The 12,706-nt window shown below is 69.6% G+C and carries 7 protein-coding genes; 2 read left to right on the top strand and 5 right to left on the bottom strand.

The genetic code is table 11. The annotated features are described in order from the left end of the window. Positions 1 to 4 precede the first annotated feature (4 nt). From pstA to ACGH48_RS16740, 5 genes are all read right to left on the bottom strand, one after another. A complete protein-coding gene (pstA, locus tag ACGH48_RS16760) occupies positions 5 to 1,090 on the bottom strand; it encodes a phosphate ABC transporter permease PstA (protein WP_123311943.1) in 1,086 nt (361 codons plus the stop codon). 13 nt (positions 1,091 to 1,103) lie between these two features. Next, on the bottom strand, positions 1,104 to 2,054 hold the full coding sequence (gene pstC, locus ACGH48_RS16755; RefSeq protein ID WP_222658693.1) for a phosphate ABC transporter permease subunit PstC: 951 nt from the start codon (positions 2,052 to 2,054) through the stop codon (positions 1,104 to 1,106). Positions 2,055 to 2,228: 174 nt separating this feature from the next. Next, positions 2,229 to 3,332, bottom strand: a complete 1,104-nt coding sequence (gene pstS, locus ACGH48_RS16750) for a phosphate ABC transporter substrate-binding protein PstS (RefSeq protein WP_123311947.1) — start codon at positions 3,330 to 3,332, stop codon at positions 2,229 to 2,231. Positions 3,333 to 3,637: 305 nt separating this feature from the next. Further along, positions 3,638 to 4,585 carry an NUDIX domain-containing protein gene (locus tag ACGH48_RS16745; RefSeq protein WP_123311949.1) on the bottom strand — a complete coding sequence of 316 codons (948 nt, stop codon included), beginning with the start codon at positions 4,583 to 4,585 and terminating at the stop codon, positions 3,638 to 3,640. Then, the gene (locus tag ACGH48_RS16740) at positions 4,582 to 6,747 is read right to left on the bottom strand and encodes an RNA degradosome polyphosphate kinase (RefSeq protein WP_396289407.1); all 2,166 of its coding nucleotides are present in this window, start codon (positions 6,745 to 6,747) and stop codon (positions 4,582 to 4,584) included. The genes ACGH48_RS16745 and ACGH48_RS16740 overlap by 4 nt, the downstream gene beginning before the upstream one ends. A 207-nt stretch (positions 6,748 to 6,954) precedes the next feature. Here ACGH48_RS16740 and ACGH48_RS16735 point away from each other — a divergent pair, with 207 nt between their 5' ends. Then, positions 6,955 to 7,236, top strand: coding sequence for a hypothetical protein (locus ACGH48_RS16735; RefSeq protein WP_027466625.1), 282 nt, complete (start codon positions 6,955 to 6,957; stop codon positions 7,234 to 7,236). 106 nt (positions 7,237 to 7,342) lie between these two features. After that, positions 7,343 to 12,694, top strand: a complete 5,352-nt coding sequence (locus ACGH48_RS16730) for a DUF6531 domain-containing protein (RefSeq protein WP_396289406.1) — start codon at positions 7,343 to 7,345, stop codon at positions 12,692 to 12,694. Positions 12,695 to 12,706: the final 12 nt, after the last annotated feature.

Genomic DNA, 12,706 nt, shown 5'->3' with positions numbered 1-12,706 from the left:
TTCGCTAGCGCGAGAGCTTGGGGGCGAAGAGTCGGGTGACGAACCGGGCGAGCAGGTTGAGCGCCATCACGATGAGGATGAGCACCAGCGCGGCGGTCCAGGCACGGTCGACGAACGGCTGCGGGTTGGCGCCCTGCTGCGAGTACTGCGTGTACGCGTACACCGGCAGGGTCATCATCGGGTCCTTGAACAGGTCGTAGTTCATGCTCGCGGTGAAGCCGGCGGTGACGAGCAGCGGGGCCGTCTCGCCGATGACGCGGGCGATCGAGAGCATGACGCCGGTGGTGATGCCGGCGAGCGACGTCGGCAGGACGACCTTGAGGATCGTGAGGTACTTCGGGACGCCGAGGGCGTAGGACGCTTCGCGGAGCTCCATCGGCACGATCTTCAGCACCTCCTCGGTGGAACGCACGACGATCGGGATCATCAGCACCGACAGGGCGACGGAGCCGACCAAACCGAAGCGGGCGCCCGGGCCGAGGAACAGCGCGAACAGCGAGTAGGCGAACAGACCGGCGACGATCGACGGGATGCCCGTCATGACGTCGACGAAGAACGTGATGCCCTTCGCCAGCGCGCCGCGGCCGTACTCGACCAGGTAGATCGAGGTGAGCAGACCGATCGGCACCGAGATGAGCGCCGCGAACAGGGTGATCTCGAGCGTGCCGATCAGTGCGTGGATCGCGCCGCCGCCCTCGGAGATCACGCCGCGCATCGAGTACGAGAAGAAGTTCGCGTCGAAGCGGGCCAGGCCGTCGGCGACGACGGTCCAGAGCAGGGACACCAGCGGCAGGACCGCGATGACGAAGGCCGTGATGACGAGCGAGGTGATCAGCCGGTTGACGGCTTGACGGCCGCCCTCGACGATGCGCGAGACGACCACGATGAGGACGTCGAACAGGACGGTGCCGAGGAACAGCGCGGCGACGACGTTGAAGTCCTTGACCGCACCGCCGGCGTTGAGCAGGGCGAACACGGCCACCAGGGCGACCCAGCTGCCGACCAGCAGCAGCCACGGCACCGAGCGGTGCAGCTTGCCGTTGGCGTAGACGTTGCCGGCGGTGCCGGTCTGACGGAGAGCGAGGGACATCGGGTGCGACCTCTCAGCTGACCCGCGTGCGGACGATGTACCGCGCGAGCATGTTGATGACCAGGGTGATGACGAACAGGATCAGACCCGACGCGATCAGGGCGTTCAGGGCGGTCCCCGATGCCTCGGCGAACTGCAGCGCGATGTTCGCGGCGATCGTCGAGGGGTTCTGCGAGGTCAGCATCTGGAAGGTGACGTTCGTCGAGACCGACAGCACCAGGGCGATCGCCATCGTCTCGCCCAGGGCCCGACCGAGCCCGAGCATGATCGCGGACACGATGCCGGACTTGGCGAACGGCAGCACGGACAGGCGGATCATCTCCCAGCGCGTCGCACCGAGGGCCAGGGCGGCTTCCTCGTTGAGCGTGGGGGCCTGCAGGAAGATCTCGCGCATGACGGCCGTCATGATCGGGATCGCCATCACGGCGAGGACGATCGACGCGGTCAGGATGGTGCGGCCGGTGCCGGACACCTGACCGGAGAAGAGCGGGAACCACCCGAGGTACTCGTTCAGGAAGGCGTAGAACGGCTTCACGAACGGCGCCAGCACGACGATGCCCCAGAGGCCGTAGACGACCGACGGCACCGCGGCGAGCAGGTCGATGACGTAGCCGAGCACCGGGGCGAGCCGCCGCGGTGCGTAGTGCGAGATGAACAGTGCGATCCCGAGGGCGAGCGGGACCGAGATCACGAGCGCGATGAGCGCGGACCAGACGGTGCCGAACACCAGGGGGCCGACGTAGTCCCAGAAGTTCGTGGCGTTGTTCGGCAGTTCGCCGACCTTGGCGGAGAACGCCGGGATGCTCTGCCAGACGAGGAACGCGGCGACGAGCACGAGCACGAACAGGATGAGGCCGCCGGCGATGACCGAGGCGGCGGAGAACACCCGGTCACCGACGCGCACGACGGCCTTCGGCTTCTCGGGGGTGACGGTGGCCCCTGGCTGGGCCGGTGCGGTCGTCATGGGGCTCCTGTCGGAGGTACGCCGGGGGAGGCGACGGGTTCGGGGGGACGTACGTGGTGCGGAGGTGCCGGTCGGACGGGCGCTGGCTGTCGGGCCGGGCTGCTCGCGTCGCGACGGGCAAGGGCCCGGACGCCGGTCAGGTGGGTGGGACCGGCGTCCGGGCGCTTGGGGGTGTTACTTGATGGAGTCGACCGCGGCAGCGGCCTTCTCGGCCAGGTCGGACGACAGGGCGGCCGACTTGGCCTCCTTCGCCGCGGCGTCCTGCGCGTCGCCGGTGACGACGTAGCTCAGGAAGCCCTTGACCAGGTCGGCCTTGTCGGAGTCCTTGTACTCCTGGCACGCGATGGCGTAGGAGACGAGGACGAGCGGCCAGGCACCGTCAGCGGTGTCCTTGCGGTCGATGTCGATCGCGAGGTCGTTGTCCTCGCGGCCGGTGGCGACCTTCGAGTCGGCGACGACCTGCGCGGCGCCGTCGGCCGAGATCTCGGTGGCCTTGTCGCCGACCATCAGCTTCGCCTTGTCGAGGTCGCCCGCGCCGGAGTCGTCGATGTAGGTGATCGCGTTGGTGGCGCTGCCCATCGCGGAGGCGACACCGGAGGTGCCCTTCGCGCTGTCACCGACCGAGTACGGGAAGGTCTGGCTCGGCTCTTCGGTCCAGACGTCGCCGGCGTTCGCGGAGACGTACTCCGAGAAGTTCTGCGTGGTGCCCGAGTCGTCGGAGCGGTGGACGACCGTGATGTTCGCGTCCGGCAGGTCGACGCCGTCGTTCAGGTCGGCGATCTGCGAGTCGTTCCACTTGGTGATCTTGCCCGAGAAGATGCCCGCGATGGTCTTGGCGTCGAGGGTCAGGTCGCTGACGCCGTCGACCTTGTAGGCGATCGCGATCGGGGAGATGTAGACCGGGATGTCGATGGCCTTGGTGTCGGCCTTGCACAGGTCGAAGGAGCCCGAGAGCTCCTCGTCGTTCAGTGCTGCGTCGGAGCCGGCGAAGTCCGCGGCCCCCGCGATGAAGTTCTTGCGACCGGCGCCCGAACCGTCGGGCGAGTAGTTGACCGTCACGCCCGAGGCCTGGTCCTGGAAACCGGCGGCCCAGGTGGCCTGCGCGGTCTGCTGGGCGGACGAGCCGGAGCCGGTCAGGGTGCCGGAGAGGCTCGAGTAGTCGCTGTTGCTGGAGGAGGACTCGGTGCTGCCCGCGTCCTCGTTCGCCGCGCACGAGGAGAGCACGACTGCGCCGGCGATCGCGATTGCTGCGATCGAACCGATTCGCTTGATGTTCACAGGGGTCCCTTCGGGGATGGGGTGCAGTGGGACCACTGCGGTCCCTGGGCCGGTGCCGACCCGGGAGCGACTGTAGGGACGCGAGGTGACGGGGATCACGCGCGTTGGTGAACGGAAGGTGAACGAGGGGTTGTCCCGGTCGGGGCGGCGTGCGGCGCCGCCGTGCCGGGAGCAGGATCGGGACGTCGTGCGTGTGCGCGGAAGATGCAGACGCATGTTCTGCAGGGCGCTGGACGGGAGGCCCGGATCGCGTTGTCGGGCACGGCGCACGCCCGGCGCGCGGCCGGGTGCAGTGCGTGTGGTCGCTACGCCGGGATCGTGTTGCGGTGGGTCTCGACGGCGACGAGGGTCTCGCCGGCGATGTGCATCACCGAGAAGTCGCCGACCGACAGCATCGCGGCACGGCGCAGGTCGAACCGGCCGGAGTCGTCGGCGGTCGCGGTGGCGATCCGCGCGATGATGTCCGGCAGCACCGGCCCGTGCGAGCACAGCACCGCGGTCTTGCCCTTGTCGAGTCGTCGGCGGACGACGCCCTTGACGTCGGCGGCGCCGCGGTCGTGGGCGTCCTGGCTGATGTCGGAGCTGCTCGAGACGCCGAGCTTCGTGGTGGCCGACAGCGGTTCGACGGTGGCGAGGCACCGTGCTGCCGTGCTGCTCACGATCTTCTTCGGACCGAACGCGGCGACCGGCGACGCCGCGGCCTTGGCCTGCGAGCGGCCGACGGGCAGGAGCGGACGGGTGGCGTCCGGGCCGTTCCAGTCGGAGCCGGGCACGGTCTTCGCGTGCCGCAGCGCGATCAGGGCGAACGTGCGGTGGTGGCCCGCGGCGGCGCGCTCGGCGAACCGGTCGAGGATCGCCACGTCGCGCTCGTACGTCAGGCGGTTGCGGGCGTCGTCGATCGTCACCCACTCGAGTGCGGCGACCTCGTGGTTCGGGGTGAAGTCGCCGGCACGGGCGTACTCCTTCGCCGAGACGCGCGCGGCCCAGTAGTGCACGACCTTGTCGCGGCCGTTCGGCAGCACGTACTCGGCGGTGCCGAGCGGGGCGCCGAGGTGCACGCGGTAGCCCGTCTCCTCGTCGATCTCGCGCACGGCGGTCGTCGGGACGGCCTCACCCGGGTCGACCTTGCCCTTGGGCAGGGAGACGTCCTTGTGGTGGTCGCGGTGGATGAGCAGCACGAGGGGCGTGCCGTCCTGTTCTCGCCAGACGACTGCGCCGGCGGCGAGGACGGGGCCCGAGGGACCGCCGCTCACCGAGTGGAGCGCTTCCGAGCCGAGATCTTCCGCATGGTCACATTCTGCACGTCTTCGAGCGGACGACCGTCATCGTCGGTCGAGTGCCGCGTCCACTCGCCGTCGGACTCGAGGTGCCACGAGCTCGCGGTGTCGGCCATCGCCAGGTCGAACATCTCGAGCACCTCGTTGATGTGGTCCGGCGCCGTCAACCGCACGAGGGCCTCGACCCGGCGGTCGAGGTTGCGGTGCATCATGTCGGCGCTGCCGATGAACACGGCCGGGTCGCCCTCGTTGTGGAACGCGAACGCGCGGGAGTGCTCGAGGTACCGGCCGACGATGCTCCGCACCCGGATGGTGTCGCTCACCCCTTCCATCCCCGGCTTGAGCGAGCAGATGCCGCGCACCCAGATGTCGACCGGCACACCGGCCTGGCTGGCCAGGTAGAGGGCGTCGATGATCTGCTCGTCGACCATCGAGTTGACCTTGATCCGGATGCCGGACGGCTTGCCGGCGCGCGCGTTCTCCGCCTCGATCTGGATGCGCTTGAGCAGCCCCTTGCGCAGGTGCAGCGGTGCGACGAGCAGCCGCTTGAACTTCTTCTCGATCGCGTAGCCGGACAGCTCGTTGAACAGGCGCGTCAGGTCCTTGCCCACGGTGTCGTCCGCGGTGAACAGGCCCATGTCCTCGTAGATGCGCGAGGTCTTCGGGTTGTAGTTGCCCGTGCCGATGTGGCTGTAGTGCTTGAGCGTGCCGCCCTCCTGCCGGATGACGAGCACGAGCTTCGAGTGCGTCTTCAGCCCGACCAGGCCGTAGACGACGTGCACGCCGGCCTTCTCGAGCTTGCGGGCCCACGTGATGTTGTTCTGCTCGTCGAAGCGCGCCTTGATCTCGACGAGCGCCAGGACCTGCTTGCCCGCGGCGGCGGCGTCGATCAGGGCCTCGACGATGGGGCTGTCACCAGAGGTGCGGTACAGCGTCTGCTTGATGGCGAGCACGTGCGGGTCGGCCGCGGCCTGCTCGAGGAACGCCTGCACGCTCGTCGCGAAGGACTCGTACGGGTGGTGCACGAGGACGTCGTTCGCCTTGATGGCGCGGAACAGGTCGGGCTTCGTGTTCGGTTCGCCCGGCTGGAACTGCACCGGGGTCGTCGGCACGTGCTTCGGGTAGTGCAGGTCAGGCCGGTTGATCTTCGAGATCTCGAACAGGCCGCCGAGGTCGAGCGGCGACGGCAGCCGGAAGACCTCCTGCTCGGTGATGTCGAGCTCGCGCACGAGCAGGTCGAGGGTCACCGGGTCCATGTCCTCGGTGATCTCGAGGCGGATGGGCGGACCGAACCGGCGACGCAGCAGTTCGCGCTCGAGGGCCTGGATGAGGTTCTCGGCCTCGTCCTCCTCGATCTCGACGTCCTCGTTGCGGGTGACCCGGAACACGTGGTGCTCGAGCACCTCCATCCCCGGGAACAGGTCGTCGAGGTGGTTCGCGATGAGGTCTTCGAGGGGGATGAACCGCATCCGCCCGGAGTTGTCGTCCGGCAGCTTGATGAAGCGGGAGAAGTTCTGCGGCACCTTCAGGCGCGCGAACTCCTGCCGCTGCGACTTCGGGTTGCGGACCCGGACCGCCAGGTTGAGCGAGAGCCCGGAGATGTAGGGGAACGGGTGCGCCGGGTCGACCGCCAGGGGCATGAGGACCGGGAAGATCTGCTCGTTGAAGTACTCGCGCATCCGAAGCCGGTCGGCCTCGTCCAGGTCGGACCAGTGCTCGATGTGGATGCCGGCGGCGTCGAGGTCGGGCTTGAGCGAGCCGATGAACGCCTGGGCGTGGCGGTCCTGCAGCTCGTGGGCCTTCTTCGCGATGTCGCGCAGGACGTCGCTCGGTGCACGGCCGACGTTGGTCGGGACGGCGATGCCGGTGTCGATGCGGCGCTTCAGGCCGGCGACCCGGACCATGAAGAACTCGTCGAGGTTGGACGCGAAGATCGCCAGGAAGTTCGCACGCTCGAGCAGGGGCTGCGTGCGGTCCTCGCCCAGTTCGAGCACCCGCTGGTTGAAGCGCAACCAGCTGAGCTCACGGTCGAAGTAGCGGTCCGACGGCAGCGACTCGTGCTCGATCTCGACGACCTCGTCGAAGTCGTCGAGGTCGGGTGCGACGGATTCGCCGTCGAGCTGCGGTTCGGTGTCCATGTCCACATCCTGCCACCAGGGCACCACGGCCGGAGGGGCTCCGGTGGACGCTGTGGAAACCCGCGGTGAACGGACCGTTTGTGAAGGAACGGTCACGATATACGAACGGTGACATCTGCGCCGGTTTGTGGGTATGGTGGGTCCCGTCAGAGCCTCCGGGGGGATTCCACTGCGCGGGGGTGCAGCTACGAATGAAAGAGGTTCATCATGTCGCGTGTCCTTTCGACCGAGCAGGCCAAGACCGCCATCCGTCAGGTCCAGTCGATCATCAACGGTGGGTTCACCGACCAGATCTCGCAGCTCGACGCCCAGGGCCGGATCCTGTCCGACTCGAACGTCTGGGACGGCCCGCTCGCGGCGACGTTCCGTGGGTCGACCTGGCCGGAGACCAAGGCCGCCCTCGACAAGGCGAAGACCGAGCTCGAGCAGCTCCGCACGCAGCTCGACAAGATCTCGCAGGACATCTTCACCGCCGGTGGCGGCGCGTAAGCAGCCACTCGTTCCGCCCGGACCGTCGCGCTCGCGGCGGTCCGGGCGTTCGCGGTCGGTGGGGCCGCGTGACCAGCACGACCAGTACGACTTCGGGGGATGAACCATGGCTGACCTGCACGGCAACGATCCGGTCGAGTTCGACAACGCCACGGCCGACGCACTCAGCACGGCACTGAACGGCGCGGCCGAGTCGATCGAGGGACAGGCCGGCTCACGGCAGTCCTACGTCACGACCGCGTCGCAAGAGTTCCGCGGGCACTTCTCCGAGCTCTTCGCGCAGAACGCGTCGACGGCAGCGTCCGACGGTTCGACGATCGCCGCGAACCTCCGCACCGTCGCAGGGTGGGTCGACAAGATGAAGGCCGCTGCCGAGCGGGAGAACGCTCGTCGCAAGGAAGCCCGCGACTGGGAAGCGGAGTACGGCGACCGGAACTTCTTCGAGTGGGTGCACGACAAGGTCGCCGGGGCGCCCGTGCCGCCCACCGTCCACCACGAGGACGCACCGACCTTCGACCAGGCGACCGGACCGAGCACTCCGCGCCAGACGCCGAACCCCGGCTCCGGTGGCGGGGGTGGGGGCGGGACGTCGTCCGCGAAGCACGCCGACCTCCGCTCGTTCGCCACCGGGTCGTCGACGCTGAACCAGTCCCTCGACGGCAAGCCGGCCGGTTTGCGCGGCAAGCTCACCGACTTCGCGTCGAAGTGCTCCTGGGGGCACATCGACGCGACGAGCCTGGTGAACGCCTTCGAGCAGTGGATCACCGCCAACGGCCAGGACGTCACCTGGGCGAACACCATCGCCGATGCATTCGCGGCCGCCGGCGGTGAAGGTTCCGTCTCCACCGTCTCGGACGCCGCGCTCGCCGCAGCTCTGGCTGCAGCCGGGGTCTCGCAGTCCCGCACGGACCTGCAGTTCGATCCGCCGTCCGCCTACGGGGCCCAGCCGACGACCGGCTACTCGATGGACCCGGTCAACACCACGACGGGCAACTTCCTCGAACCGGAGCTCGACCTCGGGTTCACCGGTGCATCTGCAGCGCTGCAGGTCACCCGCATGTACAACTCGCTCGACCAGCACGTCGGGCTCTTCGGTCCGGGGTGGGCGTCGATCCTCGAGACCCGGTTGCTCATCGACGACGAGGGCGCATCCTTCGTCGGTGCCGACGGCCGCCAGGTCCGGTTCCCGCGCGACGGCGAGGGCTGGGCGCGCGGCGTCGGCGAGAACCGCTGGCTCTCCGTGGAGGGCGACCGGCTCGTCGTCCGCGACAACCAGGGCGAGCGCATCGACTTCTCGCCGTCGGGGCAGTGGCTCGGACAGCGCGGCGGAGCCGGCACAGCGGTCCGCATCGAACGGAACAGCGACGACGTCGTCGTCCGCCTGGTGCACGAGCGAGGCCGCTCGATCGACGTCGACCACGTCGACGGCCGGGTCGCGGTGCTCCGCGCGTCCGACGGCCGCCGGGTCGAGTACGGGTACGACGACCGGGGCCGCCTCGTCACGGCGACCGATGCCGTCGGCACCCGGACCTACGGCTGGAACGACGACGACCTGATCATGACGGTCACCAGCGCGGCCGGTGTCGTCGAGGTCGACAACACCTACGACGACCAGCGCCGCGTCGTCGAGCAGGTCAGCCCGCACGGCCGCACCGTGCGCTTCGCCTACCTGCCCGGTCGTGTCACGGTGGTGTCCGACCACGACGGATCCAGGTCGAACTCCTACATCGCCGACGCCAAGGGACGTCTCGTCGGGGTCATCGACTCCGACGACCGCCGCCAGTCGATGAGCTACGACCGGCACGGCAACCTCGTGTCGGCGACCGAGCGCGACGGGTCCGTCACCGTGCACGCGTACGACGACCGCGGCCGGAAGACCCGCACCGTCACGCCGTCCGGCGGTGACCTGACCTACGGGTACGACGAGCAGGACCGCGTCACGACCGTCGTCACCGAGGCCGGCGCCGTCGTCACCTACGAGTACGTGGGCGACGACCGCGACCCGTCGGTGATCACCGACCCGGTCGGCGGCCGGACGGAGCTGACCTGGCGAGACGGCGCGCTCACCCACGTCGTCGACCCGACCGGCGTGGTCCTGACCTTCGACCACGACGCGTTTGGCGAGCTCGTCGCGACCACGAACGCCGTCGGCGCCACCGCTCGGATCGAGCGCGACGCCGCCGGTCGCCCGGTCGCCGCCGTCAGCCCGTCCGGCACCCGGAGCGAGTACCGCTACGACGCAGCAGGGCTCCTCGTCGAACGGCGTGACGCCGACGGAGCCGTCTGGCGCTTCGAGTACGGCGCCGGCTCACGCATCGCAGCGGTCGTGGACCCACTCGGAGCACGCACCACGTTCGACTACGCCCCGAACGGTGAACTCGCGACGACCACCGACCCGCTGGGTCGGCGTGTCTCGCGGACGTTCGACGACCAGGGGAACCTGGCGGAGCTCGCATTGCCGGGCGGCGCGGTCTGGACGTTCGCGCACGACGCGTTGTCGCGCCTCCAGGCCGTCACCGACCCCGCCGGCGCGACCTGGCGTCGTGAGTACGACGTCGTCGGCGAGCTGACGGCGACCATCGACCCGACGGGCGTCCGCCAGGAGTTCTCGGACGACGTCGCGACCGGCGTCGCGACCCTGCGTGACGCCTTCGACTCGGCGACCGTCCGGTTCGACGAGTACGGCCGACCCGTCGAGTCGAGCTCCGACGAGACCGGTTCCGAACTCGTCACCTACGACGCTGCCGGCCGACCCGTCGAACTCGTCGACGGCGAAGGCGGCCTGACCCGACTCGAGCGCGACCTCGCCGGCCGTGTCGTGGCGTTGGTCGCTCCCTCGGGCGCGCGCTCCACGTACGAGTACGACGCCTGCGGGCGTCCCGCCGCAGCCACCGACGCCGCGGGGGCGCGGACGACGCTCACCTACGACGCGGACTCCCGTGTCGTGGCCCGGACCCTGCCCACCGGCGAGGTCGAGGAGATCACGTACGACGCCGTCGGGCGCGTGGTCACGCAGACGACTCCGGGTTCCGGCACCGCGCGGTTCCGCTACGACCAGGCCGGGAGGCTCGTCTCCAGCCACGACGCACGCTTCGGCCGTCGTCGGTTCCGCTACGACGCGGCCGGGCAGCTGATCCAGGTCGTCAACGGTCTCGACGGGGTCACCTCGTTCGAGTACGACGAGCGCGGGCGCCTGGTGACGATCACCGACCCTGCCGGCGGGACCACTCGACGCGAGTACGACGCCGCCGACCGTGTGGTCGCGGTCACCGACCCGCTCGGCCGGACGACCACGGCGGCCTACGACCCGGCCGGGCGCCAGATCCGCCAGACGGATCCCGACGGCCGCACCACCGAGTGGACGTACGACGCAGCCGGCCGCCAGCGGGCCGTGCTCGTTGACGGTGCCGTGCAGTCGGAGATCACCCGCGATGCCGTCCACCGAACGGTCGTCGTGTCGGACCACACCCGTGGGGCAGGCCGGACGATCGAGCACGAGCTCCAGCACGACCGCCGTGGCCTGCTCGTCCGCCGAGCCCGGGGCGACCAGTCCGTCGCGTGGGAGTACGACGCCGACGGCAACCGCATCGCTCGCGTCGATCCGCACGGGACCCGAACGACCTACCGTCGCGACGCCGTCGGCCGCGTCGTCGGGGTGGACCGTGACGGCGCTTCTGCCGGGACGTTCTCCTACGACGCCTCGGGTCGGATCGTCCAGGCGGCCACCGGCGAACTGGTGCAGTCGTGGTCGTACGAGGGTGGCGCCCTCGTCGCACACACTTCGACCACGCTCGACGGTGCCACCAGCACGCGGATCGAGCGCGATGGCGACGCGCGGATCACCGCGGTCGACGGACCGTCCGGAGTGGTGTCGTACGAGTACGACTCTGCCGGCCAGCTCGTCCGTGCCGGGGACTCGACGTGGACCTACGACGACCGTGGGCGACTCGTCGCCGAGACCGTCGGCGGTGTCGAGACGCGCCACGAGTACGACGCAGCCGGTCAGCTGGTCGCGACGATCACCGAAGCCGGCCGGATCGAGTACGTCCACGACGGTCTCGGTCGACGCATCCGACGGACCGCCGCTGACGGATCCACCACCGAGTACGCGTGGTCCGACCTGGGGTACCTCGCTGCCGTCGTCGACCGCGACGCCTCGTACGCCGAGACCGGTCGGCTCGACGTCTGGGTCGATGCCCTGGGTGAACTCGCCGAGGTGGCCGGGGTCGCGGCGTGGTGGGACTCCGCCGCGGTCGTTCCGTCGCTCATCAGCATTGCCGACACGTCGTTGCTCGACCTGCCGGGGGGTGTCACCGCGATCGGCGATGTCGTCACGCAGCCCGCGTGGCGCAGCGCGCGCGCCACCGACGCTGCGGACCCTTGGGCGGCGCTCGCTGCCGTCACCGACGTCGGGCTGCCCGCGGGGGTGGCACTGACCGGCTCGGGCGGGGTGTCCGTCGCCGGGTTGGAGTGGCTCGGGGCACGTGTGTACGACCCTGCGGCGCGAGGCTTCCTGTCGGTCGATCCGCTCGCGCCGATCCTGGGGGCGGCGTGGTCGGGGAACCCGTACTCGTACGCGGGCAACGACCCGTTGCACGCGGTCGACCCGCTCGGGTTGCGGCCGGCGACGGACAAGGACCTGCAGGCGTACCGGGATGCGAACCAGGGTGCGATCGCTGCTGTCGGGAGCTGGTGGGACGACAACTGGGAGTACGTGGTCGCGGGGGTTGCGATCGCTGGCGGCATCGCGCTCATGTGCACCGGAGTGGGTGGACCGGCGGGTGTCGCACTCTTGGCGGCTTCCGGTGCCCTGATGTCCGGTGGTATCTCTGTGGCGACACAGAAAGCCACGAAGGGTGAAGTGGATTGGCGAGCAGCCGGCGTCGACGCGGTGGTGGGAGCGGTGGGCGGGGCAGCTGGCGGCGGCGCGGCGCTGGGACTCGGTCGCCTTGCGCCCAACGTTGCGCGAGTAGCCGTGCCAGGAGCGGAGCGCCTGGCCGGAACCTTGCTGAGTTCAACGGGCCGGTCTGCGCTCTCGGCCGGGGCCGCGGGCTCTGCGTCCAACATGACGGATTACGCGTTCAACGGCAAGGATCGTACTGTCGGCGGGTTCATCCAGACGGGAGCCACGGGATTCGCTACCGGCGCGGCAGTCAGTGTTGGCTCGTCTCGGCTCGGGGGATGGGTGGCGGACTCCTTCAGCCCGACGGGCGGTCGGCATGTGATGCTCCCCGAGCCCAGCGGCCGACACGTCTTCGTTCCTGAGCACGCGGTTCGCGGATCGACGGCGGTGTGGAACACGATCACGTCAGAGACAATCGATCGCTCAGCCGGAGCGGGCGGCGCTGTCTTGAACGATGTCCTCACCGGGAAGGATCCGGGCGACTACTTGAAGGATGCCATCAACGGCGCCGTGTCAGGTGCCGGCGGGCCTACGGTTGGTATCCACAGCCGCTGATGCGGAACAACG

The sequence above is a fragment of the Curtobacterium pomorum genome, from assembly GCF_044497295.1.
GTDB lineage: Bacteria > Actinomycetota > Actinomycetes > Actinomycetales > Microbacteriaceae > Curtobacterium.
The sequence above is the reverse complement of the archived record's forward strand: the minus strand, read 5'-3'. Positions and strand labels throughout refer to the sequence as shown.

Bases quoted from the DNA above. Each gene is read 5' to 3' on its own strand.
- pstA (WP_123311943.1), bottom strand. From the start codon at position 1,090: ATGTCCCTCGCTCTCCGTCAGACCGGCACCGCCGGCAACGTCTACGCC.
- pstC (WP_222658693.1), bottom strand. From the start codon at position 2,054: ATGACGACCGCACCGGCCCAGCCAGGGGCCACCGTCACCCCCGAGAAG.
- ACGH48_RS16740 (WP_396289407.1), bottom strand. From the start codon at position 6,747: ATGGACACCGAACCGCAGCTCGACGGCGAATCCGTCGCACCCGACCTC.
- ACGH48_RS16735 (WP_027466625.1), top strand. From the start codon at position 6,955: ATGTCGCGTGTCCTTTCGACCGAGCAGGCCAAGACCGCCATCCGTCAG.
- ACGH48_RS16730 (WP_396289406.1), top strand. From the start codon at position 7,343: ATGGCTGACCTGCACGGCAACGATCCGGTCGAGTTCGACAACGCCACG.